The organism is Paracoccus sp. MKU1, assembly GCF_001447385.1.
GTDB lineage: Bacteria > Pseudomonadota > Alphaproteobacteria > Rhodobacterales > Rhodobacteraceae > Paracoccus.
In genome coordinates, this window is sequence record NZ_LLWQ01000142.1 from 62,302 (window position 1) to 77,556 (window position 15,255).

Annotated in this window: 14 protein-coding genes and 1 riboswitch; of the genes, 2 read left to right on the forward strand and 12 right to left on the reverse strand. The window is 69.4% G+C overall.

Annotation, left to right across the window (positions count from 1 at the left end):
- Positions 1 to 8: 8 nt before the first annotated feature.
- Both AQY21_RS09840 and thiC read left to right on the forward strand, forming a co-directional pair.
- Complete coding sequence (locus AQY21_RS09840) at positions 9 to 1,388, forward strand: efflux transporter outer membrane subunit (RefSeq protein WP_058097500.1); 1,380 nt, start codon at positions 9 to 11, stop codon at positions 1,386 to 1,388.
- Between the two features lie 34 nt (positions 1,389 to 1,422).
- Positions 1,423 to 1,553, forward strand: a riboswitch (TPP riboswitch).
- A 123-nt stretch (positions 1,554 to 1,676) separates the two neighbouring features.
- Positions 1,677 to 3,476, forward strand: coding sequence for a phosphomethylpyrimidine synthase ThiC (gene thiC / locus AQY21_RS09845; RefSeq protein WP_058097515.1), 1,800 nt, complete (start codon positions 1,677 to 1,679; stop codon positions 3,474 to 3,476).
- Positions 3,477 to 3,600: 124 nt separating this feature from the next.
- Here the strand turns inward: thiC and AQY21_RS09850 are convergent, their stop codons facing one another.
- The 12 genes from AQY21_RS09850 to AQY21_RS09905 form a co-directional block, all read right to left on the reverse strand.
- Positions 3,601 to 5,199, reverse strand: a complete 1,599-nt coding sequence (locus tag AQY21_RS09850) for a TerC family protein (protein WP_152988179.1) — start codon at positions 5,197 to 5,199, stop codon at positions 3,601 to 3,603.
- A gap of 37 nt (positions 5,200 to 5,236) precedes the next feature.
- Complete coding sequence (locus AQY21_RS09855) at positions 5,237 to 5,932, reverse strand: exopolysaccharide biosynthesis protein (protein ID WP_082658061.1); 696 nt, start codon at positions 5,930 to 5,932, stop codon at positions 5,237 to 5,239.
- A gap of 69 nt (positions 5,933 to 6,001) precedes the next feature.
- On the reverse strand, positions 6,002 to 6,559 hold the full coding sequence (locus tag AQY21_RS09860; protein WP_058097501.1) for a DUF2076 family protein: 558 nt from the start codon (positions 6,557 to 6,559) through the stop codon (positions 6,002 to 6,004).
- Positions 6,560 to 6,592: 33 nt separating this feature from the next.
- Positions 6,593 to 7,306 carry a Bax inhibitor-1/YccA family protein gene (locus AQY21_RS09865; RefSeq protein ID WP_058097518.1) on the reverse strand — a complete coding sequence of 238 codons (714 nt, stop codon included), beginning with the start codon at positions 7,304 to 7,306 and terminating at the stop codon, positions 6,593 to 6,595.
- Positions 7,307 to 7,337: 31 nt separating this feature from the next.
- Entirely contained in the window at positions 7,338 to 8,108 is a 771-nt protein-coding gene (locus tag AQY21_RS09870) for an anti-sigma factor (protein ID WP_058097502.1), read from the reverse strand.
- Positions 8,092 to 8,628, reverse strand: coding sequence for a sigma-70 family RNA polymerase sigma factor (locus AQY21_RS09875; protein ID WP_058097503.1), 537 nt, complete (start codon positions 8,626 to 8,628; stop codon positions 8,092 to 8,094). The genes AQY21_RS09870 and AQY21_RS09875 overlap by 17 nt, the downstream gene beginning before the upstream one ends.
- 151 nt (positions 8,629 to 8,779) lie before the next feature.
- Positions 8,780 to 9,700 (reverse strand): carbohydrate kinase, encoded by a 921-nt coding sequence (locus tag AQY21_RS09880; RefSeq protein ID WP_058097504.1) that lies wholly within the window; start codon positions 9,698 to 9,700, stop codon positions 8,780 to 8,782.
- 19 nt (positions 9,701 to 9,719) lie between these two features.
- Positions 9,720 to 11,027 (reverse strand): hypothetical protein, encoded by a 1,308-nt coding sequence (locus AQY21_RS09885; RefSeq protein ID WP_058097505.1) that lies wholly within the window; start codon positions 11,025 to 11,027, stop codon positions 9,720 to 9,722.
- Between the two features lie 9 nt (positions 11,028 to 11,036).
- The gene (locus AQY21_RS09890) at positions 11,037 to 12,152 is read right to left on the reverse strand and encodes an SPFH domain-containing protein (protein ID WP_058097506.1); all 1,116 of its coding nucleotides are present in this window, start codon (positions 12,150 to 12,152) and stop codon (positions 11,037 to 11,039) included.
- 342 nt (positions 12,153 to 12,494) lie between these two features.
- Positions 12,495 to 13,526 (reverse strand): DUF2927 domain-containing protein, encoded by a 1,032-nt coding sequence (locus tag AQY21_RS09895; RefSeq protein ID WP_058097507.1) that lies wholly within the window; start codon positions 13,524 to 13,526, stop codon positions 12,495 to 12,497.
- Positions 13,523 to 14,698, reverse strand: coding sequence for a toxic anion resistance protein (locus AQY21_RS09900; RefSeq protein WP_058097508.1), 1,176 nt, complete (start codon positions 14,696 to 14,698; stop codon positions 13,523 to 13,525). Before AQY21_RS09900 ends, AQY21_RS09895 begins: the two co-directional genes overlap by 4 nt.
- Before the next feature lie 233 nt (positions 14,699 to 14,931).
- Positions 14,932 to 15,255, reverse strand: a 324-nt coding sequence (locus AQY21_RS09905; protein ID WP_058097509.1) for a hypothetical protein, incomplete at its 5' end; no start/stop codon positions are given.

The following is a 15,255-nucleotide window of genomic DNA, read 5'->3' on the forward strand; positions in this document are numbered from 1 at the left end:
AGTTTCGGATGATCCAGACCTTGCCTCTTTCCCGTCGCGGCCTGCTGGGCGGGCTTGTCTCGACCCTGGCGCTCGCCGCCTGCAACCCGGTCAGCTATACCGCGCCCCGGGCCGAGGTGGCCGGCGCTTTCGCCGCCAATTCCCCGGCCCGCCGCGCCGGCGCCAACGCCTGGTGGGCGGCGTTCCGCGACAGGCGGCTGGACGCGCTGGTTGCCGCCGGGCTGCGCCGCAACCTGGACGTGCAGACCGCCGTCGCCACCATCCGCGAGGCCCAGGCCAATGCGCGGCTGGTCGGCGCCAGCGACCTGCCGCAGGTCGAGGCGCAGGGCTCGGCCGGGCGCAACCGCAATGAGACCGGCATCGTCGAAAGCAGCTCGGCGACGCTGGGCGTGTCCTGGCTGGTCGACCTGTTCGGCCAGAACCGGGCGGCGCGGCAGGGGGCCTCGGCCCGGCTGGACGCGGCCTATCTCTCGGCCGAGGTGGCGCGGCTGACCGTGGCCAGCGCCGTCGCCTCGGCCTATGTCGATGCGCGCTATTACCAGGAGGCGCTGGCGCTGACCCGGCAAAGCCTGACCAGCCGCAAGCGCACGCTGGAGATGACCCGCACCCAGGACGCCTTCGGCAGCGTCTCGCGGCTGGAGGTGTTGCAGGCCGAGCAGTTGGTGGCGCAGGCCGAGGCGGCCCTGCCCGGGCTGGAGGTCGGCTTCGACCAGTCGGTGAACCGGCTGGCCACGCTGACCGCCGGGCGCAGCGCCGATATCGCGGCGCAGCTGCGCCAGGGCGGCGGCCAGCCGCGCGCCCGCTACAGCGCCAGCGTCGGCGTGCCGGCCGATGTGGTCCGGGTGCGCCCCGACGTGCGCATGGCCGAGCGCAACCTGGCCGCCGCCGCCGCCGATGTGGGCGAGGCGCAGGCGGCCTTCTATCCGCGGCTGACGCTGTCCGGCTCGATCACGCCGACGAATATCGGCGGCGGCGGCAGCAGCAAGAGCTGGGGCTTCGGGCCGCAGATCTCGTTGCCGCTGTTCACGGGCGGGGCGAACCAGGCGCAGCTTTCCGCCGCGCAGGCGCGGGCGGAACAGGCGCGGCTGGCTTGGCAGGCCTCGGTCCTGGGCGCGGTCGAGGAGGTCGAGAACGCGCTGGCCGGCTATAACCGCGACGCCCGCGCCGTTGCCGCGCAATCGCGGCTGGTCGAGAACGCGCGCGAGACGGTGAACCTGACCCGCAGCTCCTATGAGCTGGGCGAGGCGGATTTCTTCCCGGTCCTGGATGCCGAGCGCAGCCTGCTGTCGGCCCGGCAGGAACTGGCCTCGGCCGTGCGCCAGCAGGCGCTGAACTTCGTCGCGCTCAGCGCCGCCTCGGCCGGCGGTGTCGGCCTGCCCGCGATCTGAGGGATTGACCGCCCGGCGGGAAACGGCCATGCTCCTCTCACGTCAGGGGAGTCCCGCCAAGGGGACTGAGAGGCTGACAGGGACCGCCCATGGGCGGTTCCGGTGAAGCGACCCTTTGAACCTGACCCAGTTGATACTGGCGTAGGAAGACCGAAGGGCAGCTTTCCCCATATGCAGATCGCGGGGTGGTCCTTTCGGGCCATCGGGCCCTTTGCGCGTGATCCGCAGGGCCGGCATGGTCCCTTTCTGCCCCGTTTTCCTCTGGGTCTTTCGCCGAAGGAGGACCAGATGAGCCAGACCATCCCGCAAATCACCACCGGCCCGCTGCCCGGATCGCGCAAGATCCATCTGCCGGGCAGCCTGCACGCCATCCGCGTGCCCATGCGCGAGATCGCCGTCTCGAACGAGCCGCCGCTGGTCGTCTATGACAGTTCCGGCCCCTATACCGACGCGGCAATGCGGACCGACATCGCCCGCGGCCTGCCGGACCTGCGCGGCGACTGGCAGTTGCGGCGCGGCGACGTGGCGCCCTATCCCGGCCGGCCGGTGACCGCCGCCGACAACGGCTTTGCCGAGGGCGCGCGGCTGACCCCTGCCTTTCCGCTGCGCCGCGATCCCCTGCGCGCGGTGGCGGGCCGGGCGGTGACGCAGCTGGCCTATGCCCGGGCCGGCATCGTCACCCCCGAGATGGAATTCGTCGCCATCCGCGAGAACGAGGGACGCTTGGCCGCCCATGCCCGCGACGGCGCGCCGATGGGGGCCGATCTGCCCGATATGGTGACGCCGGAATTCGTGCGGGCCGAGATCGCCGCCGGCCGCGCCATCATCCCGGCCAACATCAACCACCGCGAACTGGAGCCGATGATCATCGGCCGCAATTTCAAGGTCAAGATCAACGCCAATATCGGCAATTCCGCCGTCACCTCCAGCATGGAGGAGGAGGTCGAGAAGATGGTCTGGGCGATCCGCTGGGGCGCGGATACGGTGATGGACCTGTCCACCGGCCGCAACATCCACAACATCCGCGACTGGATCATCCGCAATGCGCCGGTGCCGATCGGCACCGTGCCGCTGTATCAGGCGCTGGAGAAGGTCGGCGGCGTGGCCGAGGACCTGACCTGGGAAATCTACCGCGACACGCTGGTCGAACAGGCCGAGCAGGGCGTGGACTATTTCACCATCCATGCCGGGGTGCGGCTGCACATGATCCCGCTGACCGCGCGGCGGGTGACGGGGATTGTCAGCCGCGGCGGCTCGATCATGGCGAAATGGTGCCTGCACCACCACCGCGAGAGTTTCCTGTATGAACGCTTCGACGAGATCTGCGAGATCATGCGCGCCTATGACGTCAGCTTCAGCCTGGGCGACGGGCTGCGTCCCGGCTCGATCGCCGATGCCAATGACGAGGCGCAATTCGCCGAGCTGCGCACCCTGGGCGAGCTGACGAAGATCGCCTGGGCCCGGGATTGCCAGGTGATGATCGAGGGGCCGGGCCATGTGCCGATGCACAAGATCAAGGCCAATATGGAGGAGCAGCTGCGGCATTGCCACGAGGCGCCGTTCTATACGCTTGGCCCGCTGACCACCGACATCGCGCCGGGCTACGACCATATCACCTCGGCCATCGGCGCGGCGATGATCGGCTGGTTCGGCACGGCGATGCTGTGTTACGTCACGCCCAAGGAGCATCTGGGCCTGCCCGACCGCGACGACGTCAAGACCGGGGTCATCACCTACAAGCTGGCCGCCCATGCCGCCGACCTGGCCAAGGGCCATCCCGGGGCGCAGCGGCGCGACGATGCGCTGTCGGGGGCGCGGTTCGAGTTCCGCTGGCAGGACCAGTTCAACCTGGGCCTGGACCCGGATACCGCGCAGGCCATGCATGACGAGACCCTGCCGAAAGAGGCGCACAAGCTGGCGCATTTCTGTTCGATGTGCGGGCCGAAATTCTGCTCGATGCGGATCTCGCACGACATCCGGGCCGAGGCCGAGAAGCAGGCCGGCATGGCGCGCATGGCCGAGAAGTTCCGCGAGGGCGGGGCGCTGTATCTGCCGGTCGCGGAAAGCGCCACGGAAGCCGCGGATTGATCCCAGCGAGGCCGAGGCCGACACCTGCCGCGAGGAGATGCCGGGCATCCCCTCGGGCAGGGTGTCGAGCCCTGCCTCCGCGAGGAGCACGGTCTTAATCCCGGCGCATCGGCGGCGGCGGCCGTCAGTCGTGGCTTGCCTCGGCCTCGCTGTCCTGCGGGCCGGGCGGGGGCACGGCCGGCTCGCGGCTGACACGGACCTTGTCGATGGCGCGGCCGTTCATGGCGACGATCTCGAAACGCAGCCCGCCCGCCGCAACCGTCTCGCCGACCTGCGGCAGATGGCCGAGCTGCCACAGGATATAGCCGGCCAGGGTGGAATAACGCTCGGTCTCATCCTCCAGATCGGCCTCCAGCAGCTGCGAGGCGCGGCGGATATCGGCCCAGCCCGCCATCAGCCAGGAGCCGTCCTCCTGCCGCGTGGCGGCGCTTTCGCCGTCATTCTCGTCGGCGAAAGCGCCGGCGATGGCCTCCAGCACGTCGGTCGGGGTGACGATGCCGGTCACGCCGCCATATTCGTCCACCAGCACGGCAAGCTGGATCGGCGAATTGCGCAGCTGCTCCATCAGCCGCAGGGCGTTGACATGTTCATGCACCATGAGCGGCTGGCGCAGCGAACGCGGCAGGTCGATCCGCCCGCCGCTCAGCAGGTCGCGCATCAGATCCTTGGCCAGCGCCACGCCGACCAGGTTGTCGAGCGAGCCCTTGCCCAGCAGGAAGCGCGAATGGCCCTGCTCCAGGATCTGGTCGCGGATGGCGGCATCGTCGGCCTTGAGGTCGATCCAGTCGATCTCGCCGCGCGGGGTCATGATCGCGGTGGCGGGACGCTCGGCCAGGCTCAGCACCTCCTGGATCATCTCCTTCTCGACGGGCGCGAAAAGCTGGTTCTCGGCGGCGCGTTCGGCGATGACGTCGGCGGTGCCGCCCAGTTCCTCGCCGCGGCTGCCGCCCAGCAGGCGCAGCACCGCGTCGGCGGTGCGGTCGCGCAGGTCGCCCGAGGTCAGCACGCGCTCGCGGTTGCGCCGCCCGATCTGGTTCAGCGCCTCGATGCCGACCGAGAAGCCGATGGCGGCGTAGAGATAACCTTTCGGGATATGGAAGCCGAAGCCCTCGGTGATGAGCGAGAAGCCGATCATCATCAGGAAGCCGAGGCAGAGGATCACCACCGTCGGATGGCGCGAGACGAAGGCCATCAGCGGCTTGGCCGACAGCATCATCACCGCCACCGCGACCACCACCGCGATCATCATCACCGACAGGTGGTCGACCATGCCGACCGCGGTGATGACGCTGTCGAGCGAAAACACCGCGTCCAGCACGATGATCTGGGCGATGACCTGCCAGAAGACGGCATGGACGACCTTGCCCTCCTTGTGGGCGGCATGGCCCTCCAGCCGTTCGTGCAGCTCCATCGTGCCCTTGAACAGCAGGAACAGCCCGCCGAAGATCAGGATCAGGTCGCGCCCCGAGAAGGGGTGCTCCCACAGGCTGAACAGCGGCCGGGTCAGCGTCACGATCCAGGCGACCGAGGCCAGCAGCGCCAGCCGCATCAGCAGCGCCAGCGCCAGGCCCAGCATCCGCGCCTTGTCGCGCTGATGCGGCGGCAGCTTGTCGGCCAGCACGGCGATGAACACCAGGTTGTCGATGCCCAGCACGATTTCCAGCACGATGAGGGTGGCGAGGCCGGCCCAGGCGGCCGGGTCGGACATCCATTCGAGGAACAAGGATCAGTTCTCCATGACAAGGGGCCGGCCCGCAGGCTCAGGCAAAAAGCAGGGCGAGGCCCCGGAAAAACGCCCAGATCACGCCCCAGATGAGGGCGAAGGCCAGGATGGCGACCAGGTTGCCGGCGATGATCCACAGGCCGTCCCGCTCCAGCACGCCAAGCGCGAGGATGGAGATCGCCAGCGCCGGCAGCATGTTGCCCAGCGGGATGGGCAGCATCAGCACGATGGAAAGGCCCAGGCACAGCGCGCCGGCAATCCGCACGGCCAGGGGCGCGGTCAGCACGGGAATGCGCGGGGACAGCAGCTTTTCGGCCCGCATGAGGAACGGTGCGCTGCGGGCGATGATCGCCGCGAACTCCGCCCGCGGCAGCGAGCGTTCGGCGATGAAGCGGGGCAGCCAGGGCCTTTGCCCCAGCATCATCTGGAAGGACAGGTAGACCAGCGGAAGGCCCAGGATGCCCGAGGTGCCCGGCGGCATGGGCAGAATGTTGGGAAAGGCGAACAGCAGCAGCAGGCCGGCGGTCGCGCGCCCTTCCAGCAGGATCAAGAGGTCGGTGACGCTGAGCCGGTCGCGCGTTTCGTCATCGGCGATCTGCGTCAGGAAGTCCGAGAGATGTTGCCGGCGCGGCAGCGCGCCATCGGGCTGCTGCCGCCAACTTCGGTCCTCCGAAGCCGGATCGGCTTCGGAGCCGGGATTATCGCCGGGCAAGTCTTCGCCTTCCGCGGGCATTCGGTCTCCTGCCTGTTGCCGTGGTTCGGAAGGTTTATCTTGCGACATGCGATCTCGATTTCAAGGCGCTTATTCGTCGCCGGCGTCAAAGCCGCCGTCGTCGAAGCCGGGTTCCTCGTCGAAACCCGCATCCTCGGCCATGGGTTCCCCCGCCTGGGCGGGGCTATCGAACATGCCGGCGATGGCATTGCCCAGCAGCACGCCGCCCGCCACGCCCATGGCGGTCTGCGCCGCCCCGGCCAGGAAGCCGCCGCCGCCGGCGCGCCCCCCGCCCCAGGGTCCGGCCTGCGCAGGGCCGGGCGCCGCCGCGAGGGGGCGGGGCTGGGACTGCGGCCGGGGTTGAAGCTGGGGCTGCGGCGCGCCGAACAGCCGGCCCAGGAAGCCGCCGCCCTGCTGCTGGGCCGCCTGGGCCTGGTGTTCCAGTTGCTCCATCCGCGCCTGGGCGGCGTTCAGCGCCTGTTCCTGCACCAGCACCGTCTGCGCCAGGTAATAGGCGGCGCCGGGGTTGCGGGCGATCAGCTCGCCGATCAGCGCCTCGGCCTCGGCATCGCGATGGGGCTGGGCGCGGCCCGCCTCGGCCAGATTGCCGAACAGCCCCTCGATGGCTTGCCTGTCATTGTGGTCCATGGGTGTCCTTGTCCCTTGCTTGCTCTTGATGCCTCATTCCTCCTGCTGGCCGGTCAGGCTCAGCAGCAGCTGGAAGATGTTGATGAAGTTCAGGTAGAGCGACAGCGCGCCCATCACCGCCAGCTTCTGCCGGGTCTCGTCGTCGTGATGTTCGGCATAGGCGGTCTTGATCGCCTGCGTGTCCCAGGCGGTCAGGCCGACAAAGACCAGGATGCCGATGATCGAGATGGCGAATTGCAGCGCCGAGGAGCCCAGGAAGAGGTTGAGGATGCCGGCGATGATGACGCCGATCAGCCCCATGACCAGGAAGCTGCCGAACCGGCTGAGATCGCGCCGGGTGGTATAGCCGTAAAGGCTCATGCCCGCGAACATGATCGCCGCGCCGAAGAAGGCCCGCGCGATCGAGGTGCCGGTGAAGACCAGGAAGACCGAGGCCAGCGACAGGCCCATCACCGTGCAGAAGCTCCAGAACAGCGCCTGCGCCGTGGCGCCCGAGATCGCCTCGATGCGGAAGGACAGGAACAGCACGAAGCCCAGCGGCGCCAGCATGACCAGCCATTTCAGCGGCGTGCCGAAGATCGGCACATAGATCGCCGGGACCGAGGCGACCAGCGCGGCCACCAGCCCGGTCAGCGCCAGGCCCAGGCCCATGTAGTTGTAGATCCGCAGCATATGGGCGCGCAGCCCTTCGTCATAGGCGGCGGCGGGGGAAAAGCCGGCGCTGCGGCCGGCGGGATTCTGGTTCATCATCGCGAAGACTCCATGGCGGGATCCGGGATCAGTAAAGCGTCGCGGACAGGGTGCGGGCGGCGGCCAGCAATTCCTCGGGCAGCGTGCCGTCCGCGATCAGCACATGCGCGGTCTCGCCGATCTGGAACCAGGCCACGCTGTGGCCGGCGCCGGTCTCGGCCCGCGGCAGGGTCACGCCGAAGCTGCCGGTGCGCACGGAAAAATGGCTGACGCGGCCCAGGTCGGGAGTGTCGAACAGGATCTCGATCCCCGGACCCTGCGGCGAGGGGAAGACCTGCGCATCGCGGATCGTCCAGTCCGGCGCGAAACGCGGCAGCAGGATGCCGGTCGCGGCGCGCATTTCCGCCGCGTCCAGCTCGGCCACCTCGGGCTGCGAGACCATGGCCATGCGGATGACGCTGGCGTCGCGCGCCGAAAGCGCCGCCGAGACCGAGGGCGGCGGCCCGGAGGCGATGCCCTGCCGGATCGACAGCGGCCCCAGCCCCTCGTTGGCGAGCCAGCCCATCGCCAGCAGCATGGCGACGGGCACCAGCCGCAGCGCCCGGCGCAGACGGGCCTCGCGCCGCAGGCCGCGCGACAGCCGCGCCGCCGCCATGCGCTGCGCCGGGGGGGGCTGTACGGCGGGGGTCAGCGCCAGGCGCAATTCCCGCCGCAGGCAGAGATCCTGCATCACCCTTGCCGCCTCTTGCGGGTGGTGGGCCAAGAAATCCTCGACCTCCAGCCGCCGCCAGTCGTCCAGCTGGCCGTCGACATAGGCGTTCAGGTCCAGATCGGTGATCGCGTCAGCCTTCGCCTGCATCGCATCCTCCCACCACGCGCAGCATGGGCTGCCTTTGGTCGCGGCCGTCCTCGAAGGCGCGCAGCTGCGCGCGCGCCCGGGCCACCCGCGACATGACCGTCCCGGCCGGCACCCCCAGCATCGCCGCCGCCTCGGCATAGGACAGGCCCTCGATGGCGACGAGCGACAGGGCCTCGCGCTGCTCGGCCGGCAGGTCCATGAAGGCCCCGCGCAGCTGCGCCAGCCGGATCGAGGCCTCCTGCGGCGCCTCGATCGCCAGCGGGGTCATGGCCGCGTGCTCGGCCTCGCGCCGGGATTGCGCGGCGCGGCTGCGGTGGTGATCGACGAAGCGGTTGCGCAGGATCGAGAACAGCCAGGCGCGCAGATCGCCGCCGGTGCGATAGGTCCGCCGCTGTTCATGGCCGCGCAGCAGCGCGTCCTGCACCAGATCCTCCGCCTCGGCCGCGTCGCGCGTCAGCGACAGCGCATAGCGGCGCAGGGAGGGCAGTTGGGCCGCGATGGGGTCGGTCTTTTCAGGCATCCTGCCTGATATACGAAGCCGGCCGGCGAATTCTTCCCGGCGGAGTGAAAAAAAAAAAAAGATCCGCAGGCCCGGAGAGGGCCGGCGCCGCGGATTGACGGCCCGGGTTTTTGAGCAGTTGGGGAGCGAAGAAGCCGGGGTTGGCCGGATTTCAGGCCGGCAGAGCGTCCAGTTCGTGCGCCCAGGGTGGGTTGGCGCCGGGGCGCGAGACGGTGATCGCCGCCGCGCGGGTGCCGAGCGCCAGCGCCTGGGCGATGGCGTCGGGGGTCAGGCGCTCCAGCCCCTGGCGCGTCAGCACGCCGGCGCGGTCGAGCGCGGCCAGCACCCCGGCGTTGAAGGTGTCGCCGGCGCCGATGGTGTCGGCGACCTCGACCCGCACCGCCTGGGCGGCCAGCGGTTCGCCCGACCAATGCGCCCGCGCGCCGGCCGAGCCGCCGGTCTGGAAGACCACCCGCGCCCCGCGGCCAAGGATGGCGGCGGCGGCTTCCTCGAAGCTTGCGCCCGGCATCAGCCAATCCAGGTCGTCGCCCGAGAGCTTGACCAGGTCGGCCATGCCGATGAGCCGGTCGAGCCTGGCGCGATAGGCCGGCTCGTCGGCGATGAAGAAGGGGCGGATGTTCGGGTCCAGCATCACCGGGATGCGGTGGCGCACGCGTTCCACCAGCGCCTCGATGGCGGTGCCGCAAGGATCGGGCACCAGGCTGATGCCGCCGATGAACAAGGCCGAGACGGTATCGGGGATCTCGGGCAGGTCCTCGGGGGCGAACATGCGGCCGGCCGAGCCCTCGTCGTAGAAGGAATAGCGTGCCTCGCCCCCGGTCAGGGTGACGAAGGCCAGCGTGGTCAGCCGGTCGCTGCGCGGGCAAAGGCCGGTATCCACCCCCGCCTCGGCCAGCGGGCGCAGCAGCATCTCGCCGAAGCCGTCGCGCGAGATCGGCCAGAGATAGCCCGCCTGCGCGCCCATGCGGCCAAGCGCGATGGCGGTGTTATAGACCGCGCCCCCGGGCAGGGGCCGGTAATTGGCGCCCTCGGGCACCATGTCGATCAGCGATTCCCCGGCGCAAAGGATCATCGGTTTCCCCTCCCGTTTCTCAGCCGCTTCGGACGGTGGGACCGCCCGCTCCTGTCTCCTGATAGCGGTAACTGCCGCTGATGGAAATATCCGGCGTGAGGGGGGCGGCGCCGATGCGGACGAAACCGCCGCGCTCGTTCAGCCAGAGCAGCGCCAGAAGCAGGGCGAGCGCCAGGAGGACGGCGAAGGCGATCTTCCAGACCGACCAGGGCCGCTCGCCCTGCACGCGGCCGGACTGGCCGTTGACCACGAAGCGGTAGCTCTTGCCGTTGTAGCGATAGGCGGCGGTCCAGACCGGCAGCAGGATATGCTTGAAGGTCTCGTCGCTGTAGCGGGTCTCGATGCCGGTGATGCGCTGTTCGTTGCCGCCGATGGCGCGGCGCACGTCCATGGCGATCACCCCGGTCATTTCCTGCCGGGCGATGTCGTGGCCGGAGCCCAGCGGGATCGTATAGCCCTCGGCCAGGAAACCGGCGAGGTATTCGGGCTGGTAGGGGACCAGATGCGACAGATCCCAGGGCGTCAGCGCATCGGTGATGCGGCGCGGCAGCGAGCTGGAGGCGAGCACCAGAACGTCGTCGAAATCCCGCGCCACCTGGCCCGAAACCGGGGTCCAGCGCGTTTTGCGCACCTGCTGCGCCACGCGCTGCTGGCGTCCGTCCACCATCTGCGTGACATAGACCGTCTCGTAATACCAGTCGCCGCGCGCGCCGGTATAGCGCGAGGCGGTGTCGGCGTCGAAGGTCCAGAAGGGCGAATAGACCCCGTTCATCCTCTTGCCGCGCCTTGCATAGGCGGTCAGGCCGGAGGGCGCGAACCACAGCCCGCGCAGCCAGTCCTCGAGCGCGGTTTTCGCCTGCGCCTCGGTGATGACGAAGGGCAGCACGCCCTGCGGCTTGATGTGGCGGGTGGTGCCGGTGTCGGTGACGACGGCGGTGGCGCAGAACGGGCAGGCCGAGGCGTGGCGGTCGCTGGTGATTTCCACCTTGGCGCCGCAATTCGGGCAGGAGAGGGTGCGCACCGTCTCGGTCAGGTCGCTGTGCCGGTCCAGCGAAAGCCCGTGTTCCAGCGGCAATTCCCGCAGCTGCGGCGACTTGTGCCCGCCGTCCCATTGCAGCGCCCGCCCGGTCGCCGGGTCGAGCAGGATGGCGCGTTCGCCCCATGGCCCCTGCTGCGGCTGGCGGGCCGGCGCGCGGGCGGGGCCGGGGCCGATTTGGCTTTCATGCCCGCAATAGGGGCAGACGAGGCTTTGCTGGCCGGGCGAGAATTCCAGGCTCGCGCCGCAATTCTCGCATGGATAGCGGTACTCCGAGGGCGGCGTCGGCATTCCGGCGGCTTACTCCGCCTTCGGGATCGGCGGCGGGGGCGGCGCGACGGTGAAGAGCTGGGCAAGCTCCGCGACCTCTTCGGCCGGCTTCCAGCCGTCCTGGCCGGGGGTCCAGACCAGCGTTTCGCGGGTGAAGCCGCCCTCGCGCACGAGGCGGCCGAGATGGGCGCGGCCATAGGGGCCGTCGGCCTGGCCGTTCACGGCGATATGCCAGACGGTCTCGGGGTGCAGCGGCGGCGGGGTTTGCGGCGCCTGCTGTTGGGGCACGGCGCCCCAGGGGCCGCGCTGCGCCATGGCGACGCCCATGCCCGCGCCAAGCCCGGCGCCGATGCCCGCGCCCATGCCGCCGGGCTGGTTCGAGGCGTTCAGCATCGCCTCGGAGGCGGCATATTGGCCAAAGCGGTTCAGGTCGCCGACGATGCCCATCGAGGTGCGCTTGTCGAGCATCCTTTCCACCTCGTCGGGCAGGCTGATGTTCTCGATATAGAATTCCGGGATGGTCAGGCCATAGGCGGCGACGGTCGGGCCGATCGCCTTGGCCACCATCTGGCCCAGGTCGCCGGTATTGGCCGCCATGTCGAGCACCGGGATGCCCGAGCCCGCGATCATGCGCGAAAATTCCTGCACGATGATGTTGCGCAGCTGGAAGCTGATCTCGTCGCGGGTGAATTCGCCGTCGGTGCCGACGATCTCGGTCATGAAGCGGCCGGGATCGGTCACGCGCATGGAATAGGTGCCGAAGGCGCGGATGCGGACGGGCCCGAATTCCGGGTCGCGGGCGATCACCGGATTTTTCGTCCCCCATTTCAGGTCGTTGAAGCGGGTGGTGTTGACGAAATAGATCTCGGACTTGAAGGGGCTGCGGAAGCCGTGGTCCCAGTGCTGCAACCGGGTCAGGATCGGCAGGTTGTTGGTCTCCAGCATGTAGAGGCCGGGCTGGAACACGTCGGCCAGCTGGCCTTCGTGGATGAAGACGGCGGCCTGGCCCTCGCGCACGGTCAGCTTGGCGCCGTATTTGATCGCCTTGCCGACGGTCGGGTAGCGATAGACCATGGTGTCGCGGGTGTCGTCGGTCCATTCGATGATCTCGATGAACTCGCCGCCGAGGATGTTGAACAGGGACATGGGTCTGCCTTTCCGTTGCGGGGCCGCGGGCAGGAGCGTGCCGGGACATTCCTGGTCCCCAGCCCGCCCGGCGCTGTCGATGAGGATAGTGCCGAGGGCGCCCCGCTCGTCAAGCGACGAGAGGGTGGCGACGGCGGCCGGGATTCATCTTTTCTTGAAGAAAGGGTGATAGCCGGTTGGAAACGCCGCCCAGCCCCTGATCCGGACCGGATTCTTCCCATGCCGCCGCTGCCCGACCGCCCGCCCGACCGACAGCAAGGCCGTTTCCTGCGCCTGTTGGCACGGATCGCGGGCTGGCTGGGCTTGGCCCTCCGACCCCTGCGCCAGCTGGGGCGAGGCGCTTCACACCTCGGTTCCCAGCAATTCGCGGGCGATTTGCAGCACGATGGGGCGGGCCTCGGCCTCGGTCATGCCGGGGCGCAGCCGGGCATCGTAGAGGATTTGCAGCAGCAGCTCGTCATGCCGGGTCAGATAGGCGAATTCCTCGTCGTCGTTGAAGATCGAGGGACGCGCGCGCGGGCTGTCATTGGCCAGGCCCATGCCCTGCGTCAGTTCCTCGTGGATGCAGGAGCGGCGCAGGCGCGGCGGCAGCTCGGCCCGGATCAGCGCCAGGGCCTGGGTATAGACCGGGGAATTGCCGCTGGAATAGGCGAAGACCGTGCAATAGTTCTGCGGCGCCAGGTCGCGCAGCGCGGCGATGTCGCCGGGCGGGATGCCGGGCATCAGCGAGGCGAGGCGCGGGCCGATGGCGCGGCGCTCGTCCTCGTTCAGGATCAGCACGTTGACATTGCCGGCGGCGCCGGTCAGCGCCACCGGATGGCCGCTGACGCGCTGGAGCCGCGCGGCGAAGCCCGCGATCTCGGCCCGGTCGCGGGCGCGCTGGTCGGGGGCGGCCGAATCGCCGAATTCCAGCCGCACCAGGACCGGCTGCTGCCAGCGCCGCAAGGGTGCGGGCGTCGGGCGCGAGATCAGCTTGCCGCCTTCGCGCACATATTCGTCGTAAAGCGCGACCTCGATGAAGGCATCGGTCAGCTTTTCCGCGGTCAGCGCGATCTCGGTGCCGCCGTCGGTGCGCAGCCGGCCGCGGGCGATCAGCGCCTCCTCGACCCCGAGCAGATAGTCGCGCATGTTCCGGCTGGCGGGCGAGGCGGCGGCGGCCTTGGCGCGGGCGGTGGCGGCGCGGGCGCTTTCGGCGCGTTCTCGGCGCAGCGCGGCCTGATCGGCCGGCGGCGGGTCGGGACGGTCGGGCGGCGGCGGCGCCTCGACCGCGGGCGGCGGGGTTTCCGCCGGGGGTTCGGGCGCGCAGGCGGCAAGCAGCGCCAGCAAAGCCAGCGCCACGGGCAGAGACAGGCAGGAACGGGCTGGCAGGGTCACGGCATCTTTGCTGCGGGAGTTGCGGATCGGGCGTTGGCCGAGGCGAGGGTCTTGCGCAATTCGGCCTCCATCACCTTGAGGTCCTCCTCGGCGGCGGCGCGGCGGGTGCGGCCTTCGTCGGCGATGCGCAGGCTGTCCTCGATGGTCGAGATCAGTTCGGCATTGGCGGTGCGCACCGCCTCGATGTCGAAAACGCCGCGCTCGATCTGGGTGCGGATCTGGGCGTTCGCGTCGCGCAGGTTCTTGGCGTTGGCGGTCAAGAGGTCGTTGGTCAGGTCGTTCGCCTCCTTGACCGCGCGGGCGGCCTCGGCGCTGCGCTGGATGGTGACGGCCTGGGCCAGCTGCGTTTCCCACAGCGGCACGGTGTTGACCAGCGTGGAATTGATCTTGGTCACCAGCGACTTGTCGTTTTCCTGCACCAGCCGGATCGAGGGCAGCGACTGCATCGTCACCTGCCGGGTCAGCTTGAGGTCGTGCACGCGGCGCTCCAGGTCGTCGCGGGCCGAGCGCAGGTCGCGCAGCTCCTGCGCCGCCATGACCTTGTCGTTCTCGGCCGCGGCTTCGACGGCTGTTTCCTTGGCGGGGATCTCGTCGCGGTCGATCTGCGCCAGCTTCTCCTCGCCCGCGGCGATGTAGAGCGCTAGCTCGTCATAGAAGTTCAGCGTGCGCTCGTAAAGCAGGTCGAGCGACTTGATGTCCTTGAGCAGACGATGCTGGTGCTGGTCCAGATCCATGGCGATGCGGTCGATCTGGCCCTGCACCTCCTCGTAATTGGCCACGAACTTGGCGAAGGGCGCGGCGCGGCCCAGCAGCCTTTCCCACCAGCTCCGCTCGCGGCGCACGTCCAGCTCGCTGACGGAAAAGCCGCGGATGGTGGTCACGATCTCGCGCAGCGATTCGCCGGCGGGGCCGACGTCCTTGTTCTTGACATCGGCCAGCATGGCCTGGCTGATTTCCTGCAATTCGTTCTGGGCCCGGGCGCCGAAATGCACGATCGAGCCGGAATCGCGGATGTCGATTTCCCCCATGCGCTGGCGGATCTCGGCGGCGATGGCGGGTTCGGCTTCGGTCAGGCTGGGCGTGGCGGCGGGAGGTTCGGGCAGGACGACCGCGGTCACGGTCTGGATCTCGTCCAGGGCGGCTTGGGCACTGGCCTGTGTCTGCGTGGTCATCCGGCGTCGTCCTTTCCTGTTGGGCAGGGGCTCGGCCGCAGAATAGGCCGATTCCCGCTGAGTTCAACGAGAGGCCGCAGCGAAGGTTCCTTTGCTTTCGCCGGTGTTGCCATCCTGCCGGGAAGCGCCGTGCGGTGGCCCGTCCGGGGGCTTGCCGCGGGCCGGGAGGCCGCCAAAAAACAGGGCGGCCCCGACAAGCGGGACCGCCACGCGTCGCCCGTCCACAGGGCGTATTACTGCGGCTTGACCAGCACCAGATCGTTCATGCGCCTCTGGCCTTCGGGCAGGGCCAGGTAGCGGTCGTAATCCGAGACCACGATCAGCCGCGCCGCGCCGGTCTCGCGCGCCGCCTTCAGGTTCTGCGCGCTGGTCCGCTCCAGATCGCCCAGCGTCGTCTCCAGCGCCGAGGCCAGAAACAGCGATTTCGCCTCGAAAACCTTGGCCACATACTGGTTGTAGCCCTCCAGGCTCCAGGTCGTGCCCGCCCGCTCGCCCTCGCCGTTCACGATCAGCTCCAGCGACCAGCGGCCCTGCGCGTCGGTCGTCGCCTCGACCTT